This is a genomic window from Agrobacterium sp. 22-223-1, from assembly GCF_053522385.1.
This window is the reverse complement of record NZ_JBNWCN010000003.1, coordinates 1-26,532: the sequence shown is the minus strand read 5'-3', so window position 1 is coordinate 26,532 and position 26,532 is coordinate 1. Positions and strand designations below refer to the sequence as shown.

At 60.7% G+C, this 26,532-nt stretch carries 25 protein-coding genes; 14 read left to right on the top strand and 11 right to left on the bottom strand.

Annotated elements, in window-relative coordinates:
• The first annotated feature begins 7 nt into the window (after positions 1–7).
• The 5 genes from ACQZ60_RS15590 (at position 8) to ACQZ60_RS15570 (ending at position 7,849) form a co-directional block, all read left to right on the top strand.
• On the top strand, positions 8–496 hold the full coding sequence (locus ACQZ60_RS15590; protein WP_448735565.1) for a hypothetical protein: 489 nt from the start codon (positions 8–10) through the stop codon (positions 494–496).
• A gap of 114 nt (positions 497–610) precedes the next feature.
• A complete protein-coding gene (locus ACQZ60_RS15585) occupies positions 611–2,383 on the top strand; it encodes an SLC13 family permease (RefSeq protein WP_448735564.1) in 1,773 nt (590 codons plus the stop codon).
• Between the two features lie 212 nt (positions 2,384–2,595).
• A complete protein-coding gene (gene gltX, locus ACQZ60_RS15580; protein WP_269830150.1) occupies positions 2,596–4,053 on the top strand; it encodes a glutamate--tRNA ligase in 1,458 nt (485 codons plus the stop codon).
• Between the two features lie 250 nt (positions 4,054–4,303).
• Positions 4,304–5,803: a lysine--tRNA ligase gene (lysS, locus tag ACQZ60_RS15575; RefSeq protein WP_448735563.1), complete on the top strand. Its 1,500-nt coding sequence runs from the start codon at positions 4,304–4,306 to the stop codon at positions 5,801–5,803.
• A gap of 306 nt (positions 5,804–6,109) precedes the next feature.
• Positions 6,110–7,849 carry a patatin-like phospholipase family protein gene (locus tag ACQZ60_RS15570; protein WP_020812137.1) on the top strand — a complete coding sequence of 580 codons (1,740 nt, stop codon included), beginning with the start codon at positions 6,110–6,112 and terminating at the stop codon, positions 7,847–7,849.
• A gap of 54 nt (positions 7,850–7,903) precedes the next feature.
• Here ACQZ60_RS15570 and ACQZ60_RS15565 read toward each other — a convergent pair whose 3' ends face one another.
• The gene (locus ACQZ60_RS15565; RefSeq protein ID WP_031234278.1) at positions 7,904–8,806 is read right to left on the bottom strand and encodes a hypothetical protein; all 903 of its coding nucleotides are present in this window, start codon (positions 8,804–8,806) and stop codon (positions 7,904–7,906) included.
• A gap of 314 nt (positions 8,807–9,120) precedes the next feature.
• Here ACQZ60_RS15565 and ACQZ60_RS15560 point away from each other — a divergent pair, with 314 nt between their 5' ends.
• The 5 genes from ACQZ60_RS15560 (at position 9,121) to ACQZ60_RS15540 (ending at position 12,993) form a co-directional block, all read left to right on the top strand.
• On the top strand, positions 9,121–10,011 hold the full coding sequence (locus tag ACQZ60_RS15560) for a metal ABC transporter substrate-binding protein (protein ID WP_035260061.1): 891 nt from the start codon (positions 9,121–9,123) through the stop codon (positions 10,009–10,011).
• Entirely contained in the window at positions 10,008–10,916 is a 909-nt protein-coding gene (locus ACQZ60_RS15555) for a manganese/iron ABC transporter ATP-binding protein (RefSeq protein ID WP_003523118.1), read from the top strand. Before ACQZ60_RS15560 ends, ACQZ60_RS15555 begins: the two co-directional genes overlap by 4 nt.
• The gene (locus ACQZ60_RS15550; protein WP_035260059.1) at positions 10,897–11,757 is read left to right on the top strand and encodes a metal ABC transporter permease; all 861 of its coding nucleotides are present in this window, start codon (positions 10,897–10,899) and stop codon (positions 11,755–11,757) included. Before ACQZ60_RS15555 ends, ACQZ60_RS15550 begins: the two co-directional genes overlap by 20 nt.
• On the top strand, positions 11,754–12,608 hold the full coding sequence (locus tag ACQZ60_RS15545) for a metal ABC transporter permease (RefSeq protein ID WP_035260057.1): 855 nt from the start codon (positions 11,754–11,756) through the stop codon (positions 12,606–12,608). Before ACQZ60_RS15550 ends, ACQZ60_RS15545 begins: the two co-directional genes overlap by 4 nt.
• A gap of 211 nt (positions 12,609–12,819) precedes the next feature.
• On the top strand, positions 12,820–12,993 hold the full coding sequence (locus tag ACQZ60_RS15540; RefSeq protein ID WP_003499086.1) for a DUF1328 domain-containing protein: 174 nt from the start codon (positions 12,820–12,822) through the stop codon (positions 12,991–12,993).
• Positions 12,994–13,050: 57 nt separating this feature from the next.
• On the opposite strand, the gene ACQZ60_RS15535 is transcribed toward ACQZ60_RS15540, so the two are convergent.
• Positions 13,051–13,782: an SDR family oxidoreductase gene (locus tag ACQZ60_RS15535; protein ID WP_003499083.1), complete on the bottom strand. Its 732-nt coding sequence runs from the start codon at positions 13,780–13,782 to the stop codon at positions 13,051–13,053.
• Positions 13,783–13,981: 199 nt separating this feature from the next.
• On the opposite strand from ACQZ60_RS15535, the gene ACQZ60_RS15530 reads away from it, so the two are divergent.
• Positions 13,982–14,755, top strand: coding sequence for an IclR family transcriptional regulator (locus ACQZ60_RS15530; protein WP_448735562.1), 774 nt, complete (start codon positions 13,982–13,984; stop codon positions 14,753–14,755).
• 105 nt (positions 14,756–14,860) lie between these two features.
• Here ACQZ60_RS15530 and tal read toward each other — a convergent pair whose 3' ends face one another.
• The gene (gene tal / locus ACQZ60_RS15525) at positions 14,861–15,826 is read right to left on the bottom strand and encodes a transaldolase (protein WP_003523123.1); all 966 of its coding nucleotides are present in this window, start codon (positions 15,824–15,826) and stop codon (positions 14,861–14,863) included.
• Between the two features lie 206 nt (positions 15,827–16,032).
• Here tal and ACQZ60_RS15520 point away from each other — a divergent pair, with 206 nt between their 5' ends.
• Positions 16,033–17,019: a sugar-binding transcriptional regulator gene (locus ACQZ60_RS15520; protein WP_035228277.1), complete on the top strand. Its 987-nt coding sequence runs from the start codon at positions 16,033–16,035 to the stop codon at positions 17,017–17,019.
• A 152-nt stretch (positions 17,020–17,171) separates the two neighbouring features.
• Here the strand turns inward: ACQZ60_RS15520 and ACQZ60_RS15515 are convergent, their stop codons facing one another.
• On the bottom strand, positions 17,172–18,044 hold the full coding sequence (locus ACQZ60_RS15515) for a methylated-DNA--[protein]-cysteine S-methyltransferase (protein ID WP_035259893.1): 873 nt from the start codon (positions 18,042–18,044) through the stop codon (positions 17,172–17,174).
• Between the two features lie 267 nt (positions 18,045–18,311).
• Positions 18,312–18,794, bottom strand: coding sequence for a DUF2244 domain-containing protein (locus ACQZ60_RS15510; protein WP_060724565.1), 483 nt, complete (start codon positions 18,792–18,794; stop codon positions 18,312–18,314).
• 37 nt (positions 18,795–18,831) lie between these two features.
• Here ACQZ60_RS15510 and nth point away from each other — a divergent pair, with 37 nt between their 5' ends.
• The gene (gene nth, locus ACQZ60_RS15505) at positions 18,832–19,614 is read left to right on the top strand and encodes an endonuclease III (RefSeq protein ID WP_448735561.1); all 783 of its coding nucleotides are present in this window, start codon (positions 18,832–18,834) and stop codon (positions 19,612–19,614) included.
• Here nth and ACQZ60_RS15500 read toward each other — a convergent pair.
• Positions 19,576–20,313 carry a sulfate transporter family protein gene (locus ACQZ60_RS15500; protein ID WP_448735560.1) on the bottom strand — a complete coding sequence of 246 codons (738 nt, stop codon included), beginning with the start codon at positions 20,311–20,313 and terminating at the stop codon, positions 19,576–19,578. The two genes, nth and ACQZ60_RS15500, sit on opposite strands and share 39 nt — an antisense overlap.
• A 298-nt stretch (positions 20,314–20,611) precedes the next feature.
• On the opposite strand from ACQZ60_RS15500, the gene ACQZ60_RS15495 reads away from it, so the two are divergent.
• A complete protein-coding gene (locus ACQZ60_RS15495; RefSeq protein ID WP_111782059.1) occupies positions 20,612–21,445 on the top strand; it encodes a MurR/RpiR family transcriptional regulator in 834 nt (277 codons plus the stop codon).
• Positions 21,446–21,655: 210 nt separating this feature from the next.
• On the opposite strand, the gene ACQZ60_RS15490 is transcribed toward ACQZ60_RS15495, so the two are convergent.
• The 5 genes from ACQZ60_RS15490 to ACQZ60_RS15470 all read right to left on the bottom strand — a co-directional run.
• The gene (locus ACQZ60_RS15490) at positions 21,656–23,230 is read right to left on the bottom strand and encodes an FGGY-family carbohydrate kinase (RefSeq protein WP_448735765.1); all 1,575 of its coding nucleotides are present in this window, start codon (positions 23,228–23,230) and stop codon (positions 21,656–21,658) included.
• Positions 23,231–23,290: 60 nt separating this feature from the next.
• Positions 23,291–24,010 (bottom strand): HAD family hydrolase, encoded by a 720-nt coding sequence (locus ACQZ60_RS15485; protein ID WP_448735559.1) that lies wholly within the window; start codon positions 24,008–24,010, stop codon positions 23,291–23,293.
• Between the two features lie 7 nt (positions 24,011–24,017).
• A complete protein-coding gene (locus ACQZ60_RS15480; protein WP_448735558.1) occupies positions 24,018–25,502 on the bottom strand; it encodes a mannitol dehydrogenase family protein in 1,485 nt (494 codons plus the stop codon).
• A gap of 61 nt (positions 25,503–25,563) precedes the next feature.
• The gene (locus tag ACQZ60_RS15475; RefSeq protein ID WP_448735557.1) at positions 25,564–26,340 is read right to left on the bottom strand and encodes an L-iditol 2-dehydrogenase; all 777 of its coding nucleotides are present in this window, start codon (positions 26,338–26,340) and stop codon (positions 25,564–25,566) included.
• Positions 26,337–26,532: TOBE domain-containing protein (locus tag ACQZ60_RS15470; RefSeq protein ID WP_448735556.1), on the bottom strand; the 196-nt coding region annotated here is incomplete at its 5' end. The genes ACQZ60_RS15470 and ACQZ60_RS15475, both read right to left, overlap by 4 nt.

Below are 26,532 nucleotides of genomic sequence, written 5' to 3'. Positions count from 1 at the left end.
CCGCCACATGCGGGCCTTGCGCTACCAAAACCGGACAAAGCGGTGTCGACATCCCGCACCGCCCGGAGGGGAAGAGAACATGGCTTTCGTCATCAAAGCGGAAATCTCGAATCCCGACGCGGAAACCTTCGCATTCGCCGCGCAAAAAACCATGTATGGCGGCAAGACCATAACGGAAGGCGACACCGTTTTTCTGTTTGCCAGTGAAAATGAGGGCGGGCATGGCCTCATCGCGCGCGGCACGGTGACAAGCGCCCAAGCAGTTGCCCGCAAACCCGGCATCGCGCGACAGACACCCCGGGTCGATCTCACCATAAAACGAACCGCAACCGCTCTGCGTCCGCTGGGTCGTGCGGAACTTCGCGACTTCCGTGACTGGGACGACGGGCAGCCCGGAACCGAGCTCAATTTCAAGCTTTATCGCCAGGCGACAGACAAGATCGTCGGCATCTCTGACCGGGCAGCAGATTATATCGACAGTTTTTTCATGCAATGAAACGATATGCGCCTGCGGGAGGAACTCCCGTTGCGCACTTGCGTTGATGGTTACGTTCCTTACAAAAAAGCAGATACGATTCCATCTCCCCGCATGCGAAAGTAACCCGCCCAGATGACGACAGACCAGATTCTCGCCTTCACCGTCATCGCCGGCATGATGGTCGCGTTCATCTGGGACAGGCTGCGTTACGATGTCGTCGCCTGCAGTGCGCTGCTCGTGGCCGTCGCGCTCGGCGTCGTGCCTTTCGAAAAAGCTTTTTCCGGTTTTTCCGACGATATCGTCATCATCGTCGGCAGCGCGCTGGTGGTCAGCTCGGCGGTGGCGCGGTCGGGCATCGTCGATATGACGATCAAGAAATATTTCCCCGAAATGCACTCCAAGAGCCTGCAGCTCGCCTTCCTGATGATCGTCGTCGCCGTGATGTCGGCCTTCATCAAGAATATCGGCGCGCTCGCCATCATGATGCCGGTCGCCTTCCAGTTCGCCCGCAAATCCGGCAGCCCGGTCTCCTATTATCTGATGCCCATGGCCTTCGCCGCCCTGCTGGGCGGACTGATGACGCAGATCGGCACCTCGCCCAACATCGTCGTCTCGCGGCTGCGCGAGGAGATGACCGGGCAGAGTTTTTCGATGTTCGACTTCACGCCCGTCGGCGCGGGGCTGACCGTCATCGGCATCATCTTCCTGACCTTCGGCTACCGGCTGCTGCCGGTGCGCAACCGCCAGCAGGCATCGGTGGAGGATATTCTCGACCAGTCCGCCTATACCGCCGAAGCCACCCTGCCCGCCGACAGCACCCATGCGGAGAGGCCGCTGCGCGAATTGCTGAAACAGGCCGACGGCGATGTGATCGCCAGCACCATCCTGCGCGGCCCCCGGCGCATCTCCCCCTTCCCCGACGTGACGCTGAAGGCGGGTGACACGATTCTTCTCGAAGGCAGCCCGGAGGGGCTGGACCGCATCGTCTCGCAGGCAAAGCTTTTGCTTTCCGGCAAGCCGCTGAAGGAGAACGGCCAGAAAACCGCCGACCTCATCTCCATGGAAGCGGTCATCAGCAATGAATCGGTGCTGAGCGGCATTTCCGCCCGCGAGCTTTCGCTCTCCTATACGCGTGGCGTCAATCTGATCGCCGTCAGCCGGCGCGGCCAGCGCGTCAGCCAGCGGCTCTCTGAGCTGACATTGCAGGCGGGCGACGTCATTCTTCTGCAGGGCAGCCGCAAGAACCTGCCGCAGGTATTGCAGGAATTTTCGCTCTTGCCGCTGGCGCAGCGGGAAATCCTGCTGGGCGTGCAGCGCCGCGCGCTTCTGCCCGTCATCGTGCTCGCTGCCGCCATGATCGCCGCCGGCAGCGGGCTGGTGCCGGTCTCCGTTGCCTTTTTCGCCGCCGCCTTCCTGATGATCGTCGTCGGCGCTATCCCGCTCACCGAAGTCTATAAATCCATCGACGGGCCGATCCTCGTCATGCTCGCCGCCCTCATTCCCGTCAGCGACAGCCTGCGTACCAGCGGGGCAAGCGAGTTGATCGCCGCCTGGCTCGGCCATGCCGCACAGGGATTGCCGCCCTTTGCGGCGCTGGGCATGATCCTGCTCACCGCCATGGCGGTAACGCCCTTTCTCAACAATGCCGCCACCGTGCTGGTCATGGCCCCCATCGCCGCCGGTTTCGCCACCACACTCGGTTTCCGGCCGGAGGCCTTCCTGATGGCGGTGGCGATCGGCGCGGGCTGCGATTTCCTCACCCCCATCGGCCACCAGTGCAATACGCTGGTCATGGGTCCCGGCGGTTATCGCTTCAGCGACTATCCGCGCCTTGGCCTGCCGCTGTCGATCATGATCGTCATCGCCAGCATTCCCATGCTGCTTTACGTCTGGCCAGTGAGCTAGGACTCTCAGCTGGGACGCTGAACCAGCGCGGGCTTCGTATTTCCTTGACGCCTGCGGCAGAATATGGCCTAAGCCGAAGCCGAACGGGAATGTGCAAAAGGCGCTTTCATTGCGTCTTCCAACATGATTTCCTGCCGCATCCAAACGAAAACATCGTGACAGACGGGTGAAACCGCCCCGATGTCACTGCCACGTCACGACGAGTGAATTTCATGACCACTTCCGGCGTTCGCGTCCGCATCGCACCTTCCCCCACCGGCGAGCCGCATGTCGGCACCGCCTATATCGCGCTGTTCAACTATCTCTTCGCCAAGAAACACGGCGGCGAGTTCATCCTGCGCATCGAGGATACCGACGCCACCCGCTCGACCCTCGAATATGAGCAGAAAGTGCTGGAAGCCCTGCGCTGGACCGGCCTGACCTGGTCGGAAGGCCCTGACGTCGGCGGCCCTTACGGTCCCTACCGCCAGTCCGAGCGCAAGGCCATGTATTGGCCCTATGCTGAAGAGCTTCTGGAAAAAGGCCATGCCTTCCGCTGTTTCTGCACGCCCGAGCGCCTGGAAGAAATGCGCGAGGCGCAGCGCGCCGCCGGCAAGCCGCCGAAATATGACGGCCATTGCCTCAACCTGAAGGCCGAGGAAGTCACCGCCCGCGTCGCCGCCGGCGAACCCAATGTCGTGCGCATGAAAATCCCGACCGAAGGTTCGTGTGATTTCCATGACGGCGTTTATGGCGATGTCTCGATCCCGTGGGATTCGGTCGATATGCAGGTGCTGATCAAGGCCGACGGCATGCCGACCTATCACATGGCCAACGTCATCGACGACCATCTGATGAAGATCACCCATGTGGCACGCGGCGAAGAATGGCTGGCATCCGTGCCCAAGCACATTCTGCTTTACCGTTATTTCGGCTGGGACCAGCCCACGTTCATGCATCTTTCGCTGATGCGCAATGCCGACAAGTCGAAGCTTTCCAAGCGCAAGAACCCGACCTCGATCTCCTATTATTCTGCGCTCGGTTACCTGCCGGAAGCGCTGATGAACTTCCTTGGCCTGTTCTTCATCCAGATCGCCGAAGGCGAAGAGCTCTTGACCATGGACGAGCTGGCGGCGAAGTTCGATCCGGAAGCGCTGTCCAAGGCCGGCGCGATCTTCGATATCCAGAAGCTGGACTGGCTGAACGGCCGCTGGCTGCGCGAAAAGCTGTCGCCGGAGGAGTTCATTGCCCGCACGCTGGAATGGGCGATGGAAAATGCCCGCCTGACCGAAGGCCTGAAGCTTGCCCAGAGCCGCATTTCCAGACTCGGCGAATTGCCGAACCTTGCCGGCTTCCTGCTGGCGAGCGATGTCGGCCTGACGCCGGCTTCCTTTGCCGGGCTGAAGAGCAAACCGGAGGAAATCCACGAAATCCTCACCACGGTTGCCGCAGACCTCGAAAAAATGCCGGACTGGAATGTGGAAGCGATCGAGGCCGAACTGCGCGATGTGGCCGAACGCACCGGCAAGAAGCTGCGCGTCGTGACGCCGCCGCTGTTTGTGGCCATGTCCGGTTCCTCGCGCTCGCTGCCGTTGTTTGACTCGATGGCGCTGCTTGGCCGCTCCGTGGTGCGCCAGCGTTTGAAGATGGCGATTGCTGTCGTGGCCACGATGGTGGGCAGCGGAAGCTGATAGTTATGTGCTGGCGGTGACGCCGGCAGACTGAAATATACCCCTCCGCTCGGGGTACCCCCCTCTGCCCTGCCGGGCATCTCCCCCTCAAGGGGGGAGATCGACAAGCGGCTGACACCTTGCCCATGGAACGGGCGGGCGCGGCATCTGATCTCCCCCCTTGAGGGGGAGATGTCCGGCAGGACAGAGGGGGGTAAGCCCGGAGCACACAGGGTAACCGCAACGAACAAGGCCGCTGAAGGCGAATACGATGAACGACAAGACGACCGAAACCACCGCCCTCTCCTCCGACGCCACCGAAGTGCGCCGCCAGAAACTTGCGCTGCTGCGCGAGCAGATCGGCGATGTCTATCCGGCGCATTTCCACCGCACGCTGACCAATGCGGAGCTCGCGGAAAAATATGCCGATATCGAAGCCGACGTCGAAACCGGCAATACGGTGACGGTGGCCGGTCGCGTTTATTCCTCGCGCAATTCCGGCATGTTCATGGATATCCATGACGCCTCGGGCAAGGTGCAGATCTTCTCCCACAAGGATACGACGCCGGAAGCGGCGCGCAACCTTTTGCCGATGATCGATATCGGCGACATCATCGGCGTGACCGGCAAGGTGCGCCGCACCAAGCGCGGCGAGCTGACGATCAACGCCGAAGAAATCACCATGCTGACGAAGTCGCTGCTGCCGATGCCGGAAAAGTGGCACGGCGTCTCCGACATCGAGCTGCGTTACCGCAAGCGCCACCTCGACATTCTCTCCAACGAGGAATCCAAGCTGCGCTTCCTGCAGCGTTCGAAGATTCTCTCCGGCATCCGCCGCTTCATGGAAGCCGAAGGCTTCCTCGAAGTGGAAACGCCGATGCTGCAGACCATCTATGGCGGCGCGACGGCCGATCCGTTCAAGACCTTCCACAACACGCTGAAGATGGACATGTATCTTCGCATCGCGCCGGAACTGTTCCTGAAGCGCACGCTGGTTTCGGGCCTCACCGACAAGGTCTTCGAAATCAACCGCAACTTCCGCAACGAAGGCGTTTCCACAAGGCACAATCCTGAATTCACCATGATGGAGTGCTACTGGGCCTATGCCGACTACGAAGACATCATGGGTCTCGTGGAGCGGCTGTTCGAGACGCTGGCGATTGCCCTGCACGGCACGACCGAAGTGGAATTCCAGGGCCAGACGATCTCCTTCAAGGGTCCGTTCAAGCGTGTGCCGATGCCTGATGCTGTAAAGGAAGCGACCGGTATCGATTTCCTTGGCCTCAAGACCGACGAAGAAGCCCGCGCTGCCGCCAAGGCCGCCGGTTTTGCGGTGGAGAAGGACTGGACCTGGGGCGAATGCCTTGCCTTCATCTTTGAAGAAAAGGTCGAAGGCACGCTGATCCAGCCGAGCCATGTGACGCATTTCCCGAAGGACATTTCGCCCTTCGCCAAGGAAGTGCCGGGCGAACCGCGCCTCGTCGAGCGTTTCGAAAGCTATTGCAACGCCTGGGAAGTGGGCAACGCCTTCTCAGAACTCAACGATCCGGAAGAACAGCGCCGCCGCATGGTGGAGCAGCTGGAGCAGGCGCACGCCCGCGGCGAAAAGGACAAGCAGCTGGACGACGAATTCCTCGACGCCATCGACCAGGGCATGCCGCCCGCCGGCGGCCTCGGCATCGGCGTCGATCGCCTGATCATGCTTCTGACCAACGCCCCGTCGATCCGCGACGTCATTCTCTTTCCGGCCCGCCGCAACAAGGCGGACTGATCGGACGAAACCTGGGGCGGCCTCACGGCCGCCTTCCGCGCCCCAACTTTCTCGTTAGTGGCGAAGGGGCATATTTTCTTGACGTCGGAGAGTGTGGCGAGGTTTCGCCCCGTTTGTCTGTCGGTTTTCCCCTCCATAGATAGACGCTCGCAAGTAACTATCCGGCTCTCAGCGAACGGATCGCGTCGGTTTATTTAACTTTCAGTAGAATATACTGGCGATATCGCCTCAACTTGTGATACCCATTCTCCATCATTCGCATTGTGTTTGACGGCTTTCGATCAGGAGCCGCCGGGGGAGATACGCATGCCCGAGAATGAGCTTCCCAAATACCAGCCCGATATGTTCGCCGCACCTGAAAAGGAATGCGACGTGGTGATGAAAGGTGGCATCACCTCCGGTGTCGTTTATCCCTATGCCGTTCTGGAACTGGCGCGCCGGTATCGCTTCCGCTCGATAGGCGGCACATCGGCCGGGGCGATTGCCGCCGCCTTTGCGGCGGCGGCGGAATATTCCCGCACGGTCAGAAACGATCCGGATGGTTTCACCCGCCTGCAGGCTCATTGCGACACGATACCCACCATTCTGGACAGGCTTTTCCAGCCGCAGCGCCGTTTTCGCCCGCTGATGCGTTACCTGCTGTGGGCGCAGGCCGGCGGCTGGCCGGGCAAGGTTTTGGGCTTGCTCCTGGCTTTTCCGCTGGCAGCCATAGCCGGCATTGTCATCGGCGCCGGCGCCTTGTGGGTTCTGGGCGGCGGTTGGGCCGGGTCGGTTCTCGGCGGATTGGTGGGAATGCTGGCCGGCATCCTCGGCCAGATCCTGTGGCTGGTTTTCTACCGGTTGCCAAGGGACGGCTTCGGTTTCTGCTCGGGACTAACGGTTTCCGATGCCGAGGTTCCGGGCCTGACGGAATGGCTTCATGCATCGATCCAGGACATCGCTTTCGGCAGCGATGCCGCAACCGCGCCACCGCTGACCTTCGGCGACCTCATCGGTGCGGAGCCGGAGAAACCGGTCATCAACCTGAAGATGGTCACGACGAACCTGTCGATGCGGCGGCCGCACACGCTTCCGACCACCAGTCTCATGGTGGCTTACGACCCGACGGAATGGAGCCAGCTCTTTCCCGCGGCCGTGATGAACTGGCTGAAGCAGATCGCAACACCGGGCGGCCCCTTTCCCGAACTCAAGGCTTTTCCGGAGCCCGCCCAGTTGCCGGTCATCATCGCAACGCGCATGAGCCTGAGCTTCCCGGTGCTGTTCAAGGCCATTCCGGCCTATACCAACGATCGCGGCACGCTGGATATCGTGCAGCGTCTCGGCGGCAAAGCGCGGCCCGTCATGAAGGCGAAAATCTGGTTCTCCGATGGCGGCATCAGCAGCAACTTCCCCATTCATCTTTTCGATGCCCTGCTTCCGTCGCGCCCCACTTTCGCGCTTAGCCTCGATGAATTGCCGAAATCCATCGCAAGTAGCGGCAAGCGCGTCACGATCCCGCAGGCGGCGGGCGAAGGGATCGGCGTGCCCGTTCACAAGATGGAAAAAATGAGCGGCTTTCTCGGCAGCATCCTCAGTTCGGCGAAGGACTGGCAGGATCAGTCGCTCGCCACCATGCCGGGCCAGAGAGAACGCATCGCCCGCGTTTTCCTCAACGAGGAGGAAGGCGGGCTGAACCTCACCATGCCGCCGGAACGCTCTGCGAAGCTGATGAGCTACGGCCTCGAGGTCGGATCGCTCTTCGCCAACGGCGCGCTGGATTTCGACGAGCATCGCTGGCGACGGACGCTCGTTGCCTATGATCGGCTGGAAGACACGGTGTTTGCGACTGAGCGGCTGTGGAACGAAGGCAAATATCAAGACTGGCTGACGGGCTATATCGACGAGATAAAGAGCTACGAAGCCGTGACAAAAGGTGATCGGGAAAAGCTGATCGCCCGCATTGCCGCCTTTGCCGCCCTGTCGCAGAGTTTCTCTCCGGCAATCGTCAACAAACGGAAGAAATTTCCAAATCCGGCTGGCCGCCTGCGGATCGGGCCGGATATCTGACACGTCAGATGCGAGCCCCGGAAGGATTCGGGGAGAGAAACCGCCCTCGCCCGCTTAGTGGCTCGCGGCCTTTTTCTCCGCACCGGGTTCTTCCGCCGTCGCATTTTCGGCAGCCGGCTTTTCTTCCGCCGCCTGTGCGGTCGTCGAGCCTTTGCCGAAGATCAGCGATTTCAGATAGGACAGGCTGAAGATGCTGCCGCCATCGGCTTCCGGCGTCGAGGTCAGAAGTTCGTCGGCAGCGGGTTCGCCATGCGCTTCGGGAGACGGGGTTTCGCCGTGGGCGGCCCCGCCGTCTTTGGCTTCCGCCGGCGCGCCGCCGTGGCCGCCCGCGCCGTCATCTTTGGTTTCGCCGTGTCCCGTCGCAGTTTTCGCGGGTTTTGCTTCATGGCCTTCAGAACCGCCATCCAGAGCCGGGGTCGCACAATCGGCCGAATCGCTGAGGCCTGTCGCCAGCGCCTCGGCATCTTCCAGCGGCAGATCGATACGCAACCCGTAAAACTGGCCGCTGGCATTGGCGGCGCCATCGTAATAAAAGGCCGAATAACGATGGGCATCCGCGCCTTCGGGAATTTTTGCCGGATCGGGAATGAAAACCACCTGTGCGGCAATGGCACGGCCACGCATTTCCGAGCGCAGCTGCGGACCGTTCTTGTCGAGCACGGAGACCTGAACCAGATCGGGTTTCTGCTTGTCGTAAACCGCCCTTGCGACACGAAGCGCAGTCTTCAGCCGCTCTGTGCCGTCACCGCCCTGGGTGCGAATGAATTTGCGGACCCATAAGGAACCGTTCTTGCGGATATTAACCGTCTGGACCGCGTCGCAGGAAAGCCCGTTGGTGGAGGCATAGGATGGGCCGAGCAGCCGCTCGCTGCCGATAAACACGGCAGCAGAGCCGGTCGCACCCGCCAAAAGCAGGATCCCGCCTCCAATCATAACGAGCTTGCGCGAAAACCGCATTCGTCCGAATACAGCTTTCACCCGCAACATCCTGACATCAAGTACCCCGTCTTACGCCCTCACCCCAACACGTGGCTCGAAGGATGAGGAACACACGCGGGACAAGCTCCGGACCACGCTGTCCGAGCCTTGCGATAGTGCCGCTTTCTCATTGAAAAAAGTTTAATCCCGCCGGCGCAACACCGGCAAAAACGCACCATTTTCGGACATTTGCGAAATGCGCTAATTTGCGAATGATTTGCAATAGCGTTGACAAGCGTGATTTTATAACAGATGGTATTGCGAATTAATCGCAACAAAATCTGGTGAGCCCCGTGAACTTCCATAAAATCCGCCACGCCATTTTCGCTTTTTCGCTTTTTCTCCCCGGCGCTGCCCTCGCTCAGGAAAAACCGACCGTCGTGACGACCTTCACCATCATCGCCGACATGGCGCGCAATGTGGCGGGCGATGCGGCCGAGGTGGAAAGCATTACCAAGCCGGGCGCTGAAATTCACAACTACCAGCCGACACCGCGCGATATTCTGAAAGCCCGCAAGGCCGATCTGGTGCTTCGCAATGGCCTCAATCTGGAATTGTGGTTCGAAAAGTTCCTGGCCAACCTTTCCGGCGTGCCGAGCGTGACGGTGAGCGAAGGCGTGGAACCCATGGCGATCAGCGGCGGCGCCTATCAGGGCAAACCCAATCCGCACGCCTGGATGTCCCCCGATAACGCCTTGATCTACGTGGAAAATATCCGCAAGGGCCTGACCGAGATCGACCCCGCCCATGGCGATGTCTATGCCGCCAATGCCAAGGCCTATTCGGACAAGATCAGAGCCACCGTGCAGCCGATCCGCGACACGCTTTCCGTTCTGCCTGAAAACAAGCGCTGGTTGGTAACGAGCGAAGGCGCGTTTTCTTATCTCGCCCGCGATTTCGGCCTGAAGGAACTGTTCCTGTGGCCGGTCAATGCCGACAGCCAGGGCACACCGCAGCAGGTGCGCGGCGTGATCGACGCCATGCGCGAGCACAATATCCACGTCATCTTCAGCGAAAGCACGGTTTCCGCCGATCCCGCCCAGCAGGTGGCCAAGGAAACCGGCGCAGCCTATGGCGGCATCCTCTATGTGGACTCGCTGAGCGAGGCGGACGGCCCGGTTCCGACCTATCTCGACCTTTTGCGCGTGACCAGCGAAACCATCGCCAAGGGGCTGTCTTCATGAGAATGGGCAGTAAAAAATCAGGCGGCGGCCTGACGGTTCAAAATGCGACAGTGACCTATCGAAACGGCCACACCGCATTAAGAAATGCCAGCTTTTCCATCCCCCGCGGAACGATCACTGCACTTGTCGGCGTCAATGGCGCCGGCAAGTCCACGATTTTCAAGGCGATCATGGGTTTCGTGCCGCTGGCCGCCGGTTCAGTCTCTATTTTCGACCTGCCGGTGAAGGAAGCGCTCCGGAAAAACCTCGTCGCTTATGTGCCGCAGGCCGAGGAGGTGGACTGGAGCTTTCCGGTGCTGGTGGAGGATGTGGTGATGATGGGTCGTTACGGCCACATGAATTTCCTGCGCATCCCCTCGAAACGCGATCATCACATGGTCGAAGAGGCGCTGAAACGCGTCAATATGCTCGATTATCGCAAGCGCCAGATCGGCGAACTCTCCGGCGGGCAGAAGAAGCGGGTGTTTCTGGCCCGCGCGCTGGCGCAGGAGGGTCAGGTGATCCTTCTGGACGAGCCTTTCACCGGTGTCGACGTAACAACGGAAGAGCAGATCGTCGCACTTTTGAAGGCGCTGCGCGACGAGGGCCGCGTCATGCTGGTCTCCACCCATAATCTCGGCAGCGTGCCGGAATTCTGTGACCGCGCCGTCTTCGTCAAGGGCACGGTGCTGGCATCGGGCAAGACGGCGGATACCTTCAACGAGGAGAACCTGCAAAAAGCCTTCGGCGGCAGCCTGCGCCACTTCGTGCTGGGCGGGGCAGACCTGCATAACGACGCCGATCCGCGCCGGGTGAAGGTCATCACCGATGACGAGCGGCCTTTCGTGATCTACGGCAAGAATGGCCAGAACGGACGCGATCCTGAGGCTCCGAAAGAAAAAGTCGATGATAAACAGCCTTCTTGAGCCCTTCACTTACGGTTATATGCTGAACGCCATCTGGGTCAGCGCACTGGTGGGCGGCGTCTGCGGCTTTCTCTCGGCCTATCTGATGCTGAAGGGCTGGTCGCTGATCGGCGATGCGCTTTCCCATGCCATCGTTCCGGGCGTGGCGGGCGCCTATATGCTGGGCCTGCCCTTTTCGCTCGGCGCGTTCCTTTCCGGCGGGCTTGCGGCCGGTTCCATGCTGTTCCTGAACCAGAAGACGCGGCTGAAGGAAGACGCGATCATCGGGCTGATCTTCACCTCGTTTTTCGGGCTGGGGCTGTTCATGGTGTCGCTCTCGCCCACCTCGGTGAATATCCAGACCATCGTGCTCGGCAATATTCTGGCGATCACCGCCGAAGACACCATCCAGCTCGCTTTGATCGGCGGCATCAGCCTCATCGTGCTGGCACTGAAATGGCGTGACTTCATGGTGGTGTTCTTCGATGAGAACCACGCCCGTACCGTGGGGCTGAAGCCGGAAGTGCTGAAGGTGATCTTCTTCACCCTGCTTGCTGCTTCCACGGTTGCCGCCCTTCAGACCGTCGGGGCCTTCCTCGTCGTCGCCATGGTGGTGACGCCCGGCGCCACCGCCTATCTCCTGACCGACCGTTTCGAGCGGCTGATCCTGATGAGCCTCATCATCGGCGCGGCCACCAGCTTCGTCGGCGCCTATCTCAGCTATTTCCTCGATGGCGCGACCGGCGGCGTCATCGTCGTGCTGCAGACCGCGATCTTCCTTGCCGCCTTCGTCTTTGCGCCCAAGCACGGGCTTCTCGCCTCCCGGGCCAAGGCCCGCAAGGCGCTGGGGGAAACGCCATGAGCGAATATCTCGAACTCGCCATCCTGCCGTTTCAGCTGCCCTTCATGCAATATGCCTTCGTGATCACGCTGATGATCGCGGTGCCGATGGCGATGCTCTCCTGTCTTCTGGTGCTGAAGGGCTGGTCGCTGATGGGCGATGCGGTTTCGCACGCCGTGCTGCCCGGCGTGGTGCTGGCCTATATCGTCAACATCCCGCTTTCCATCGGCGCCTTCATCGCCGGCATGATCTGCGCGCTCGGCACCGGTTTCATCAAGGAAAACAGCCGCATCAAGGAAGACACGGTGCTCGGCATCGTCTTTTCCGGCATGTTCGGGCTGGGGCTGGTGCTTTATGTGAAGGTGCAGAGCGATGTGCATCTCGACCACATTCTCTTCGGCGACATGCTGGGCATTGCGCCGTCCGACATGCTGGAGACGGGCCTGATCGCGCTTTTCGCCACGCTGTTTCTCGGCATTCTGCGCAAGGATCTGCTGGTCAACGCCTTCGACGCGCAGCATGCGAAAGCCATCGGCCTGCCGGTGCGTGTCCTGCATTATGGCCTGTTGATGGTTCTGTCGCTCACCGTGGTTGGAGCGCTGAAAGCGGTGGGTATCATCCTCTCGGTCGCCATGCTGGTCGCGCCGGGCGCAATCGCCTTCCTGCTGACCCGGCGTTTTTCCGCCATGCTGCTGGTGGCCATTGCGGTGGCGATAACCTCATCGCTGGCAGGCATATGGCTGAGCTTCCTCATCGACAGCGCGCCGGCTCCCACCATCGTCATGTTCATGAGCCTTGCTTTCGTCGCAACCTTCATCCGCACCACCTGGAACGCCCGCAGGATCGACGCGGCGCGTGAAACGGGTTTCTAGAGCATTTCCAGGAAAAGTGGAGCCCGGTTTTCCGTCCGGAAATGCGCCAAAACAAAGAGTTAGAGTGTTTTCGCCATTCGAAGCAAAGCGAAAACACTCTAAAACAACGATTTTTGCGGGCGTATGGAACATTTTCGCCTTTTGCGCGTCATTTTACCGAGCCTGTCGCGGGGCGGCGGGCTCGGGAAAATTATGCAAAAGGGGAAGCGCCATGCTGAAGTGGGCTCTTATTTTCTTTGTTATCTCTTTGATCGCGGGCGTATTCGGCTTTACCGGCATTTCGGCAGCCGCAGCGGGCGTGGCCCGAATCCTGTTCTTCATCGCCGTGGTGATCTTCCTGGTCTTCCTCGTGCTTGCACTGATGGCCGGAAGCGCCGTCGTCTGAACGAAAAAGGCGACCGGCTTTTACGCCGGTCGCCTCTCCTCTCTCCCTTAAAAAGCTTCAGCCAGTCCAGCCGCCGTCAATGACATGAATTTGGCCGGTGGTGAAACCTGCCTCGTCCGACGCGAGATAGGTAACCAGCGCTGCGATTTCTTCCGGCGTGGCGATGCGGCCCATCGGCTGGCGGGCGATGAAATCGGCCAGCGCCTGTTCGTAATTGCCGGTGGCGCGCAGGCGATCATGCAAAGACGGGCTATCGACCGTGCCGGGGCAGATGGCGTTGCAGCGAATGCCTTTGGTGACGAAATCGGCCGCGATGGCCTTGGTCAGACCCACCACGGCCGCCTTGGAGGCGGTATAAGCGAAACGGTTCGGCACGCCCTTCACACTGGAAGCGACGGAGGACATGTTGACGATTGCGCCCTTGCCCTTTTCCAGCATGCCGGGAAGGAAGGCGCGGCAGGTGCGATACATGGCCTTGGCGTTGAGATCGAAGGAGAAATCCCAGTCTTTCTCTTCGCAATCGAGAATGGTGCCGGAATGAACGAAACCGGCGCAGTTGAACAGCACATCCGCATGGCCGATATCGGCGGCGAAATCCTTGACGCCATCGCCATCCAGCACGTTCAGAACCCGGGTTTCAGCACCCTTCAGCGTCGAAAGCGCCTGCTCATTGATATCGGTGGCAATGACGCGCGCACCGAGCGATATGAAGCGCTCCGCCGTCGCCCGGCCGATACCCTGGCCGGCGGCGGTAATCACCACTGTCCGGCCGTTAAAATCCTGCACCATGAATAGCCTCCCGCTAAGGCCCGCCCGCCCTTCAGGCACCGGACCGCTGAATTTCGATGATCTCAAATATGGATCGACAATTCATATGTAAACGCGGTATTCATATGGCGTCAAGCAAACTTGCGTGGATGACGGCTATCGGGCAACCATATTTTCAGGCTGCCCACCCGGCGACCGCGCAAAACACCATCGAGGCCAGATGACCGACGACGACAGCGAAAGATATCGCGCTCCCGCCCTCGACAAGGGTCTGGACATTCTCGAACTTCTGGCGCGCACCGATGGCGGGCTGACCCAGATCGAGATCGCCAAGTCTATCGGCAAAAGCCCGAACGAGCTTTATCGCATGCTGGACCGGCTGGTGCGCCGCGGCTATGTGCAGCGGCTTGACGGAGACCGCTTCTCATTGACGCTGAAAATGTTCGGGCTGGCGCATTTCCACGCGCCGATCCGCCGGCTGGTTTCTTTCGCCGCACCGGTCATGCGCGATTTTTCGGCGAGCGCCGAGCAGGCCTGTCATCTGGCGGTTTATGATCGCGGCAGCGTCGTTGTCATCGCCCAACAGGAATCGTCCACCTATTGGGCCATGTCCATGCGGGTCGGCGCGCAGATGAGCCTGTTCCACACCGGTTCCGGCCATGTGCTTCTGGCCTTCCAGACCGAGGCGCAGCGCCAGATCATGATAACCGAACAGGTGCGCGGCGGCGGCGAAACCGTGCCGCCGGACCTTGCCGGGCGGCTGGCGGAGGTACGCAAAAACGGTTTTGAATCCATGGACAGCCTTCAGACCGCCGGCGTGCGCAATATTTCCGCCCCGGTGCTGACGCTGGACGGCACGGCGCTTGCCGTCATCACCTGCCCCTATATCACGCCGCTTGGCGGCAAGGCCCCGACACGCGAGGCCTGTGAAGCGCTGATCCGCGAGGCGGCAAAGCGGATCTCCGAAGTGGCGACGGGAAACGGAAATTTCTGAAACGCACAAAAAAACGCGACCGACAGGGACCCGATCGCGTTTTGAGTGACTGGAGATTTATATCTCTTAAACGTGGGGGAACGTGGATGGTTCCCCCTTTTTGTATCAGGCCGCAGCCAGCGTCAGTTCCTTGCGGACCATTTCGCGCAGCGTCACCAGATCCTTGGCGAAGAGGCGGATGCCTTCCGAAAGCTTCTCGGTGGCCATCGCGTCTTCGTTGAGCGCCCAGCGGAATGCCTTCTCGTCGAGTGACTGTAGCGGCTCTGCCTTGATATTGTCGGGCGAAAGCTTGCGCTCCAGCTTGCCGCTGTCCTTGTCCAGCTCTTCCAGCAGCGCCGGGCTGATCGTCAGGCGGTCGCAACCGGCCAGCGCTTCGATTTCACCAACATTGCGGAAGGAGGCACCCATGACGACGGTGCTGATGCCATTGGCCTTGTAATAATTGTAGATGCTGCGCACCGACACGACGCCCGGATCGGTTTCGGCGGTGTAGGTCTCACCGGTCGACTTCTTGTACCAGTCGAGAATACGGCCGACGAAGGGCGAGATGAGGAAGACCTTGGCTTCGGCGCAGGCAATCGCCTGGGCCTGCGAGAAGAGCAGCGTCAGGTTGCAATCGATGCCTTCGGACTGGAGAACCTCGGCGGCCTTGATGCCTTCCCAGGTGGAGGCGAGCTTGATGAGGATGCGTTCACGCTCGATGCCGCGCTCCTTATAGGCGGCAATGATGTGGCGCGCCTTGGTGATGGAGGCTTGCGTATCGAAGGAAAGGTCGGCATCGACTTCGGTCGACACGCGGCCCGGAACGAGGCCGGCGAGAGCCGCACCCACGGAAATGGCCAGACGGTCGGCAACGGCGGCAACCACGGCGTCGGACTGGCCGCCCTGCTTCTTGCCCCATGCGACGGCTTCCTTCACCGCATCGGCAAAGGCCGGTGTGCCGAGCGCTTTGAGAACGATGGTCGGGTTGGTGGTGCAATCCACCGGCTTCAGGCGCGCAACCGCCTCGATATCGCCGGTATCGGCAACGACCGTGGTGATGGCGCGAAGTTGTTCGAGTTTGGACGTCATATCGAATGATCCTTCATGATCTCTTGAAAACTTGCTCTGCCGTCATTTCGTTCCCGCACCAAGGGTGCGCCCAAGGCCGAAATCGCGGTTTGTCCGGCTCCGACTATCGCAAGCGGCAAGGTCGAAAGTCAAGACATTTGCGCATCGCAATTGACATAAGTTTCACGCCTGCGATACTCCGCCGCTAATAAAGAATGGCGGAAACCGTGGCGAAACTGAGAAGAGAAACCCATACGGCCTATTCGGAAGCGGCGTCTCTGCGGCTGCGCGCCGCATGGCTCTATTATAATCAGGGCATGACGCAGAAAGACGTCGCGGAAAAACTCGGCATCAGCCGCTCCACCGTCATCCGCCTGCTGGACGAGGCGATGAAACGCTCCGAAGTACAGATATGGATCAACGAGGGCATCGAGGATTTCGTCGAGCTGGCCGGCCGGCTGGAGGCGGCTTACGGGCTGGATGAGGCGGTGATCATCCCTTCCCCCGGCCCATCCCCGGATAAGGCGAACGCCGAAGGCACGGCCAAGGCGGTCGGGCTGGCGCTCGGGCAATTCCTCTCCGAAGCGGTGCCGAACGAGGCCACCATCGGCGTCGGCTGGGGCCGCACCATGACCGCCTCGCTTTCCAGCTTTCGTCCGCCGCGCCGGGAAAATTGCAAGGTCGTCTCGCTGCTCGGCGGTATCGTTGCCGTGCACCAGACCAACCCGCTCGATTACACCTGGCGGCTGGCGAGCGCGCTCGGGGCGGAATGTTACATGTTCCTTGCGCCGCTCCTGGTGGATTCGGTTGAGACCAAACGGGCGCTGATCGAAAAATGCGGGCTAGCGACGCTTTACGATCTCGCCGAAACGCTCGATCTCGCCATCGTCTCCTGCGGCGATATCGGCCCGCATTCGACCTCGCTGTCGGAGGGTTTCATTTCCAAGGCGACGCTGCAGGAACTCATCGATGCCGGCTGCGTCTGCGACACCATGTTCAATTTCATCGATGCCGAGGGCCGCTCGGTCGATCACCCGATCAACCAGCGCGCCATGGCAATCGATCTCGATACGCTGCGCAAGGCCAAACACATCGTACTGGCCTCCGGCGGCGCCCACCGCGCCATCGCCATCCGCGCCACGATCAAGCGGATCGGGTGCAATACGCTGATAACAGATGAGGCGGCGGCGCGGGCGTTAATGGAGCTGGTTTAGGCTTCGTCAGTCAATTTAGGCCCGCCCTCATTCCTGTGCTTGTCACAGGAATCCAGTCGGCGCGCGTCGGCGCGACGGGAAGAGTCTTTTCAACCCAAGGACTTGGGTTGGCTGGATCCCTGTGACAAGCACAGGGAAGAGGGAAACCGGCGTCACACCTTCCCCGTTTCCCAGCCGAGCATAGCCCGCTTGCGGGTCAGGCCCCAGTGATACCCCGTCAGAGCCCCGCTTTTGCCGACGGCGCGATGGCAGGGAACGACGAAGGACACCGGGTTGGCGCCGACCGCCGCACCAACCGCACGCGACGCGGTGGGCTGGCCGATATCGCAGGCGATGTGCGAATAGGTAACCGCGCGGCCCATCGGGATTTTCAGGAGGCTTTCCCAGACCCGCACCTGAAAATCCGTGCCAAGCAGCACGACACGCAGCGGCCTGTCCGCCGACCACATGGACGGATCGAAGATGCGGGCGGCGTAGGGCGCGGTCGCTTCGCGATCCTCGACATAACCGGCATTCGGCCAGCGGCCGGCCATGTCCTCGAAACAGGCCCTTTCCTCACCCGGATCGGCAAAGGCGCAGCCGGCAAGGCCACGATCGGTCACCATGACCAGCGCAAGACCGAAGGGCGAGGTGTGGAAACCGTAACGGATCGTCAGCCCGCCGCCCTTGGCCTTCCATTCGCCGGGCGACATGGCCTCATGGGTAACGAACAGATCGTGCAGGCGTCCGGGGCCAGACATGCCGACCTCGATCGAGGTTTCCAGCAGCGGCAAATCCTCTTCGCGCAACAGCCGCTTGGCATGATCGAGCGTTACGGCCTGCAGGAATGCCTTGGGCGAAAGGCCGGCCCAACGGGTGAAGGTCTTCTGCAATTGCGTCGGCGACTGGCCAAGCTCTGCGGCAATGGCTTCGAGGGAGGGCTGCTCGCGATAATCCAGCGTCAAAAGCTCGATAACCCCGCGCACCGTGTCGTAATCCGTTCCGATGGGGGTGATGTCTTCGTTCAGCGTAATATTGGCGTTCATCGCAAATCTCCTAACGGGTAAGAGAAAATCACTAAAGCGACTTCGTCTCCACCCGTTTCTTGCGCGGCATCACGATACGCAAGGAATGTTCGTTAGCCGGAACACCCACGCACCCTCATTCCTGTGCTTGTCACAGGAATCCAGCCGACGCGCGTCCGCGTGGCGAGGGACTCTTTTCAGCCCAAAGACTTGGGCTGGCTTGATCCCTGTGACAAGCACAGGGATGAGGGAAAGAGACTACAGCGCCACGACAACCCTCTGATCCGTTCACATCCGCCGCCGCACAGTCGCCAGCGCACCGCCAAACGCCTTCGCGAAACTTTCCCGGTCATCCGGATTGAGAAACGAACCGATATCGGTCGCCCGGCCTTCACCCGTCACATGCATGGAGACGATGCCGATCTCGTCATGCCGCCTGACCCTGAAGCGCGCCCAGAAGGGATTGAAGCGATGCTCCACCATACGCCCGGCCGGAGAAAATTTGCGGATAGACAGGCTGGTGCGCGAGACGCTGACCTCTTCCCGCGCCTTCGCAGCCCGGTAATTGGCGCGGAAGGCGACATAAAGCAGCAGAAAATCCAGCCCGAAGAACAGGCCGACGGGCCAGGCCCCGGTGGCGAGGAAGAAGCCGCCATAGACAAGGCAGGCCAGACCGGAGACAAGCAGGAGCAGCCGGAAGCCCCTTCTGCCAAGCGAACGGTGCGGAACGAGTTCCGCCGCGAAAATCGGCTGGTCGTTGAGCGTATCCACGTTGCTTTCCTTTGGGCTGGCTGGCTATAGATAGTCCATGACAGTCGCCAAAAAACGATCCAGCACCCAAACATTGAAAAAGTCAAATCCGGCATCCGTCCGCAAGCCGGCGCGGGTGAAAACGGTCTATTCGAAGGATGAGCTGACCGAAATCTTTCGCCGCTTTTCCATTCAGCGGCCGGAGCCGAAAGGCGAGCTGGAACATACCAATCCCTTCACCCTGCTGGTGGCCGTGGCGCTTTCCGCACAGGCGACCGATGTGGGCGTGAACCGCGCCACGCGCGCACTGTTCAAGGTGGCCGATACGCCGGAAAAAATGCTGGCGCTCGGCGAGGAAGATCTGATCGGCCATATCAAGACCATCGGGCTTTACCGCAACAAGGCCAAAAACGTCATTGCCCTGTCGCAGATGCTGATCGACAATTTCGGCGGTGAGGTGCCGAAGACCCGCGAAGAGCTGGTGACGCTGCCCGGCGTCGGCCGCAAGACGGCCAATGTGGTGATGTCGATGGCTTTCGGCGTGCCCACCCTTGCGGTGGATACCCACGTCTTCCGCATTGCCAATCGGCTCTGTCTTGCGCCGGGCAAAACCCCTGACGAGGTTGAAGACCGGCTGATCCGCATCATTCCCGAACAATATCTGTTCCACGCCCATCACTGGCTGATCCTGCACGGGCGTTATTGCTGCAAGGCGCGCAAGCCGGAATGCGAGCGCTGCGTGATTGCCGATATCTGCAAGTCGCCGGAAAAGACCTTCGATATTCCGGCGCCGCTGGTGGAATTACCCGCGCAGCTGTTCGGTGTGGCCGGCGGCGAATGAGGGATCGCGCCGGCTGACGGCCTTGTGCAGATGCACCATCATCGAGGCGGCAAAAAGCGGCGTCAGCAGATTGAGGAACGGCACCGCCAAAAAGGCCGCGATCACCAGCCCGGCCATGAAGACGGTGGCGCGGTGTTTTGAGCGGAACTGCCTAGCTTCCAGGGGTGTTCGGAAACGCATCGCCGCAAATTCGAAGAATTCCCGGCCGAGCAGATAGCCGTTCACCAGGAAAAACGCGATGAGGTTGACGCCCGGCACCAGAAGCAGCAACAGCGCGACGAGGTTGCCGGCAATGACGACACCAAAAAACTTGATGGACGACAGCACGGCCTCGCCGATCGGCATCGCCTCGCCGGGCGGATCGTTCGGATAGCTCTTTTTTTCAACCACTTCGGCGACATCATCGAGAAACAGGCCGGCAATGACGGCGGTGACCGGCGAAATGAGCAGCGCGAGCGCCAGTGCAAGGCCTATTCCGGCGAAAATGGCGAAAACGAAGCTCAGCCAGCCCGCCCAATCAGGCACGCCGGGTATCAGCGTATCCACCCACGGCAGGGCGAAATAAATGAAGATCGAGCGGATGGCGAACCAGAGCGCCGCCAGCACGAGAAGCGTGAGCCCCAGAACCTTCCAGAACACCGACCGGGTTTCGGCGGCAAAGAGATTGTGAAAGGCAAGCCTCGCCGCATCAAAAATCATTCGGAACTCCTCGACGCCTTTAGCGTTGAAACACTCTTATCAGGCGAGAGATAAGCGTTGCCCGCCCGCTCTGCAAGACAGGTGGAAAGACGCCAGATGTCTGGATTTAAACCGCAGATGGAATTTCTCTTGAATAAAAGGTATCTCTAAAATATAATAATCTATCTATTATAATTCGCATTCCGGTCCGGTGGAGGACAAGGCCGGAGAAGCTATCCCCCACCGTCAAATTGCGGTTCGCACGCTCGTTTGCGCGCGCGCATGCATCATCGTTCAATAAAGATAAAAGAATGAGGCGTTGGTGGAAAAGCTGCTGTTGAACCTTACGCGCGCCATGAAGGCAGGCACGCCTTCCGAGCGCAAGATCGCCAAATATCTGATCGAACATCTGGACGAATTACCGTTCGAGACGGCGCAGACGCTGGCTGTCAAGCTCAGTCTCAGCCCGATGACGGTCGGACGTTTCCTGCGTTCGCTGGGATACCGGCAATTCAGCGACATCCGCGCCGATCTGCGCCATGCCGAAGAAACCGCCGGTGCGGACCAGCCAGCAACGGCAGAAGGCGGCGAACGCCAGTCCAACCCGTTTTCGCAGCTTCTGTCCCAGCAGATCCAGGCCATCCAGACCGCCTTCGACATGACGACCCAGTCGATCTGGCGGCTTGCCATGAACGAGATCGCCACGGCGGGCGATGTTTTTCTGGCAACCTCCCCGGAAGGCCTCGACGCCGGGCGTCATTTTTACGGGCGGCTTCTGGAGAGCCGGGGCCACATCCATTATCTCGGCAGCGATAGCGCGGCCTATGTCGCCCTGTGGGATTTCGACCCCGCTCACACCCTGCTCGTCATCATGGATTGCGGCGGCAGCCTGTCGCCGCTGCAGCGCCTGTCGGCAATGGCGCGCAAGGGCGGCTACAGGACATTGCTGATCACCACACGCTTTTATGAATGGGGCCCGGAAAGCACCGATCTCTGTCTTGCCATGCCGCAGGCGCAGAATGGCGGTCAGGGCCTGCTTCAACTGGTTTCCCTGCTGGAATTCACCCTCTGTGCGCTTGGCGCCAGCGCTGATGATAGCGGCAGGGCAAGGGCAAAGAACCTAACCGCCCTGAAACGCTCGCTGCGTGGTTAATTGCGGCTAGCAGCAGCGGCGGCATATGGATCGAGCGGTTGCCGCTCGTTTCTTCTCCCCGCCGGGGAGAAGTCCGCGGCAGCGGGACGAGGGGGCTAGAGTGCGTTCATCGCTCGCGTTCCCCCTCATCCGGCCCTTCGGGCCACCTTCTCCCCGGCGGGGAGAAGAAACGCGCGGCAACCGCTCGGCCTCGTATTTGCCTTCAGAAAATCAAAGGCTCTCCAGTTCCTGACGATGCCGGTACATGGCGAGGAAACGCCTGTAATCCCGCTCATAACGGGGTGCGAGCGCCGGGTTGCCTGATATTTCCGCGTTGCCCGGATACATGGCGGCCCCGGCGGCCGCAAGGCTCGCATGCACCCCGCCGGCCGTCGCCGCCGTCATTGCCGTTCCGAGAAGCACCGCGTCGGCGGTTGCGGGAACCACGATGCGCTTGCCCGTCACATCGGCATAAAGCTCCATCAGCAGCGGGTTCTTCACATGTCCACCGGTGACATGCAGGCTTTCCACCGCATAACCGAAACGCTCCATCGCATCGAGCACATGGCGGGCGCCAAGCGCAATGGCCACGGCGGTGCGCCAGTAAAGACGGCAGAGACTGTCGAAAGACGTATCCAAAGTCAGCCCGCTGATGACACCGACGGCATGTGGATCGGCAAGCGGCGAGCGGTTGCCGTGGAAATCCGGCAGCACATGCAGCCGCTCGGCGAAGGCCTCACCCTCAAGCGCGCGCAATTCCGTTACCCGCGCAACGATGCGGGCATGCAGCGCCGTATCCGGCTCACCGCCAGCCGCATGCATGCGCACAATATGGTCGAGCAGCGCGCCGGTGGCCGATTGCCCGCCCTCCACCAGCCAGTGACCCGGCAGGATCGCCTGCCAATAGGGACCCCAGAGGCTGTGGCCGGGCATCTGCCGCTCGGACATGGCGACAAGGCAGCTCGACGTACCGGCGATCAGCGCCACATGCCGGCCCACATCCGCAGACAGGCAGCCGCCCAATGCGCCGAGCGCGCCGGCATAGGCGTCGATCATGCCCGCCGCCACCTGGCAACCGGTATCGAGACCCAGCTCGGCAGCGGCTTCGGGCGAAAGCGGACCGATGCTTTCCCCCGGCATTACCGTGGTGTCGGGCAGCCCTGCCCGCTCTCTCAAATCGGCAAGGCCCGCCAGTTCCAGATAATCCGCCTGCCAGCCGGGATTTTCCTGCGCCAGGAAATTCCACTTCGCCGTCTGCGTGCAATTTGAACGCTGCGCTGAACCGGTCGCCTTCCACGTCAGGAAATCCGCCAGATCGAAAGCGAAGAACATGCGCGACCAGCTTGCCGGCATATGCGTCTTCAGCCACATCAGCTTCGGCATCTGCATTTCCGGCGAGACGCTGTTGCCGGCGAAATCCAGCACCCGGTGGCCGGATGCCGTCAGCCGGTCGGCCTCGTCGATTGCCCGGTGATCGAGCCAGACGATGGTGTCGAACCGGTCTTCACCGGTAACGGAAACCGAAACCGGCTCACCCCGCCCATCGCGGATGACCAACGAGCAGGTGGCGTCGAAACCGATGGCGGCAATGCTTTGCGGTGAAACACCGGCCTCGGCAAGCGCCGCCCTCACCACGATGCAGACCGCTTTCCATATGTCGGTGGAATCGTGCTCGGCGTGGTTTTCCTGCGGCCTCTGCATCAGGATGGGATGGGTGGAGCGGGCAAGCAGCCGGCCGGCCGGATCGAAAATGCCGGCCCGGGCGCTGGCGGTGCCGACATCGACAGCGACGAGATTTTGACGCATCAAGACTGCAATTCCATCCCTTGCGCAACGACCCGGCGACGACGGCAGGCAAAATCTGCTTCAGCCCGCATCACGTTCCATTTGGCCGTCAAAACCGCCCTTCCCCACATAGCTGCCGACAAGTTGGACCAAATCCGGCATCGCGTCAAACACCGCATCCGCGTCAAGCCCGGCGATCTTTTCACGGAATGCGGGAAAGCGCGCATGCGAACCGCCGGTAAAGGCAAAAACGCCCATACCCGCGGCCTTTGCGGCGGCAATGCCGGCCGGGCTGTCCTCGATCACGATGCAGTGACGCGGATCGACGCCCATTTCGCGCGCCGCATGAAGAAAAAGATCGGGCGCCGGTTTGCCGTTCTTCACCATGGTGGCGCTGAAGACATGCGGTTCGAATTTGTCGATCAGGCCGGTCAGCCCCAGCGAATAACGGATGCGTTCCGGCTGGCTTGAGGAAGCGACGCAGCGCCGCAGCGGCAGGAGCCTGTCCAGCGTTTCGCCAATGCCGTCGATCGGCCGAAGCTCGGTGCGGAAACGCTCGAACAGCGTCGCCCGCATATGGTCGAGAAAATCGATGTCGGTTTCGACACCGTAATCCTCAAACAGCGTCGCCGTCATGCTGGCGACGCTGCGGCCGAGAAAGCGCTCATAGGCCTCTTCCTCTCCCATCGTCACGCCGAGATGGGAGAGCATGTCGAGAAGGACGGAGATGGAGACCGGCTCGCTATCGACGAGAACGCCGTCGCAGTCGAAAATCAAAAGGGGCCCGGTCTCGTCTTCCATCTCTCAGTCACTTTTCAGCCAGCTTGTCATCCAGATAAAGCTGCAAGGTCTTCGCCGTGCCTTCTTGCCACAGCGTCTTCAATGCATGGGCAAAGCGTTTACGGAAAAGCTCCGATTCGGCAACTGCTCCGAAGATATCCTCAAGCGCGAGGAAGGCCATCGGATCGTCCTTGGCCTTGATCGCCGCCGCCTGAAGCCGCTCGGCGCTGGCATCGTTGAAGGCGATTTCCTTGCCGCTGTCGGAGGTGCCCTGGAAATAACGGCACCAGAGCGCCGAAACCAGCGAAAGGCCGACGATATCCTCGCCGCGCGCCAGACGGTCGGCGGTGGATGGCAGGATGAATTTCGGCTGGCGGTTGGAACCGTCCTGCGCCAGACGCGGAATGGTGTCGCCGATCTTCGGATTGAGGAAACGCCGCTCGATCAGCGCGAAATAATCGGCGAGATTTGTATCGGGAACCGGCGGAATGACCGGGATGATCTCTTCATTTTCAAGCTTTGCCAGAAATGCCCGGATCAGCGGATGTTCCATGGCCTCATGCACGAAATGGATGTCGAGCAGCGCCGCCGGATAGGCGATTGCCGCGTGGCCGCCATTGAGGATGCGGATTTTCATGTGCTCATAGGGCGCGACATCCTTCACGAACTGTACGCCGGCCTTTTCCAGCGTCGGGCGGCCGGCGGGGAAATTATCCTCCATCACCCATTGCTTGAACTCCTCGCAGAAGACCGGCCAATTGTCCTCGATGCCGAAATCGTCGCGGGCGATATTGCGTTCGCGCTCGCCGGTAGCAGGCGTAATGCGGTCAACCATGGAATTGGGGAAAGCGACGTTTTCGCCGATCCAGTTAGCGAAGGCCGGATCGGACAGGGCCGCGAGCCCAACCACCGCATTTTTGGTGACCTTGCCATTATGCGGAATGTTGTCGCAGGACATGACGGTGAAGGGTTGCAGCCCTTTGTCGCGCCGCGCCTTCAGCCCGGCGACGATGAGGCCGAACACGGTTTTCGGCGAAGCCGGGTTTCTGCCGTCTTCGGCAATGGCCGGATGCTGCGGGTTGAAGGAACCGGAAGCATCGATGAAATAACCGCCCTCGGTAATCGTCATTGAGACGATGCGGATTTTCGGATCGGCGAGCGTATCGATGATGGCCTTTGTATCGCCAACCTTCAGAATGTCGATCATCGGGCCGGTAACACGCGCGCCGGTGCGGTTATTGTCCTGCTCCACCACCGTCGTCAGGAAATCCTGCGTGGCAAGTTTCTCACGCATCACCGCATCGGACGGCAGAACGCCGGCGCCGATGATGGCGAAGTCATGGTCCGCGCCCGTGTTGAAGAGGTCATCCAGATAGACCGCCTGATGGGCGCGGTGGAAATTGCCAACGCCGAAATGCACGATGCCGGCGGAAAGATCGGCCCGGGAATAGGCCGGAACAGCCGCGGTTTTTCTGGCGTCGTCAAGCGTTGCGAGGGAGAGTTTGCATGTCATGTCACGATCCTCGGAGGGGAAACGTTGTTCGTGCCAAGGCCGGGCGGCAGGCGCCCGATACTCAGCTCATCCAGTTGCCGCCATCGACATTATAGGTCTGGGCGACGATGTATTGCGCCTCATCGGAGGCAAGGAAGATCGCCATGCCGGTCAGGTCTTCGGCACGGCCCATGCGGCCGAAGGGTACGGCCTCCCCGACCAGCCGCTTCTTTTCACCGGCGGGGCGGTTTTCATATTTCGCAAACAGCGCATCCACGCCGTCCCAGTGCTCGCCATCGACCACGCCCGGCGCAATCGCATTGACGTTGATGCCGTGCCTGATGAGATCGAGCCCGGCCGACTGGGTGAGGCTGATGACGGCGGCCTTGGTGGCGCAATAAACCGCCACCAAGGCCTCGCCGCGCCGGCCCGCCTGGCTTGCCATGTTGATGATCTTGCCGCCTTTTCCCCGAGCGATCATTGTTTTTGCGGCGGCCTGCATCATGAACAGCGTGCCGGACACGTTGATCGAAAACAGTCTTTCGTAGCTCTCGCGTTTGATCTCGACAATCGGTGCGAGGTCGAACAGCGCGGCATTGTTGATGAGGATATCCAGCCCGCCGGTCTGACCCTCCACCGTGCGAATGGCGGTGTCGATGGAATGCTGCTTGGTCACGTCGAGTTCGACGGCATAGGCATTCTCGCCGATCTCGCGGGCGGTCTTGCTGGCGCGCTCGAAATCGATATCGCCAATGGCGACGGTTGCCCCCTCACGTATATAGGCTTCGGCAAAGGCACGGCCGATGCCGCGCGCCGAACCTGTTATCAGCGCGGATTTGCCTTCCAGTCTCCCCGTCATATCGCCACACCCTTTTCATCGAACCTGTGTATCTTGGTCTCATCCGGGGTGATGAACACGGTATCGCCGTGTTTGCATTCGAACTCACCGTCAGTGCGGGCAGTGATCGGCCCGATGCCTGACACCTCGAGATGCAGGAAAGTATCCGATCCGAGATGTTCGGCGACGGTGACCTTGCCCTGCCACAGCCCG

Bases quoted from the DNA above. Each gene is read 5' to 3' on its own strand.
- ACQZ60_RS15590 (WP_448735565.1), top strand. From the start codon at position 8: ATGCGGGCCTTGCGCTACCAAAACCGGACAAAGCGGTGTCGACATCCC.
- ACQZ60_RS15585 (WP_448735564.1), top strand. From the start codon at position 611: ATGACGACAGACCAGATTCTCGCCTTCACCGTCATCGCCGGCATGATG.
- gltX (WP_269830150.1), top strand. From the start codon at position 2,596: ATGACCACTTCCGGCGTTCGCGTCCGCATCGCACCTTCCCCCACCGGC.
- lysS (WP_448735563.1), top strand. From the start codon at position 4,304: ATGAACGACAAGACGACCGAAACCACCGCCCTCTCCTCCGACGCCACC.
- ACQZ60_RS15570 (WP_020812137.1), top strand. From the start codon at position 6,110: ATGCCCGAGAATGAGCTTCCCAAATACCAGCCCGATATGTTCGCCGCA.
- ACQZ60_RS15565 (WP_031234278.1), bottom strand. From the start codon at position 8,806: ATGCGGTTTTCGCGCAAGCTCGTTATGATTGGAGGCGGGATCCTGCTT.
- ACQZ60_RS15555 (WP_003523118.1), top strand. From the start codon at position 10,008: ATGAGAATGGGCAGTAAAAAATCAGGCGGCGGCCTGACGGTTCAAAAT.
- ACQZ60_RS15550 (WP_035260059.1), top strand. From the start codon at position 10,897: ATGATAAACAGCCTTCTTGAGCCCTTCACTTACGGTTATATGCTGAAC.
- ACQZ60_RS15545 (WP_035260057.1), top strand. From the start codon at position 11,754: ATGAGCGAATATCTCGAACTCGCCATCCTGCCGTTTCAGCTGCCCTTC.
- ACQZ60_RS15540 (WP_003499086.1), top strand. From the start codon at position 12,820: ATGCTGAAGTGGGCTCTTATTTTCTTTGTTATCTCTTTGATCGCGGGC.
- ACQZ60_RS15535 (WP_003499083.1), bottom strand. From the start codon at position 13,782: ATGGTGCAGGATTTTAACGGCCGGACAGTGGTGATTACCGCCGCCGGC.
- ACQZ60_RS15530 (WP_448735562.1), top strand. From the start codon at position 13,982: ATGACCGACGACGACAGCGAAAGATATCGCGCTCCCGCCCTCGACAAG.
- tal (WP_003523123.1), bottom strand. From the start codon at position 15,826: ATGACGTCCAAACTCGAACAACTTCGCGCCATCACCACGGTCGTTGCC.
- ACQZ60_RS15515 (WP_035259893.1), bottom strand. From the start codon at position 18,044: ATGAACGCCAATATTACGCTGAACGAAGACATCACCCCCATCGGAACG.
- nth (WP_448735561.1), top strand. From the start codon at position 18,832: ATGACAGTCGCCAAAAAACGATCCAGCACCCAAACATTGAAAAAGTCA.
- ACQZ60_RS15500 (WP_448735560.1), bottom strand. From the start codon at position 20,313: ATGATTTTTGATGCGGCGAGGCTTGCCTTTCACAATCTCTTTGCCGCC.
- ACQZ60_RS15490 (WP_448735765.1), bottom strand. From the start codon at position 23,230: ATGCGTCAAAATCTCGTCGCTGTCGATGTCGGCACCGCCAGCGCCCGG.
- ACQZ60_RS15485 (WP_448735559.1), bottom strand. From the start codon at position 24,010: ATGGAAGACGAGACCGGGCCCCTTTTGATTTTCGACTGCGACGGCGTT.
- ACQZ60_RS15480 (WP_448735558.1), bottom strand. From the start codon at position 25,502: ATGACATGCAAACTCTCCCTCGCAACGCTTGACGACGCCAGAAAAACC.
- ACQZ60_RS15475 (WP_448735557.1), bottom strand. From the start codon at position 26,340: ATGACGGGGAGACTGGAAGGCAAATCCGCGCTGATAACAGGTTCGGCG.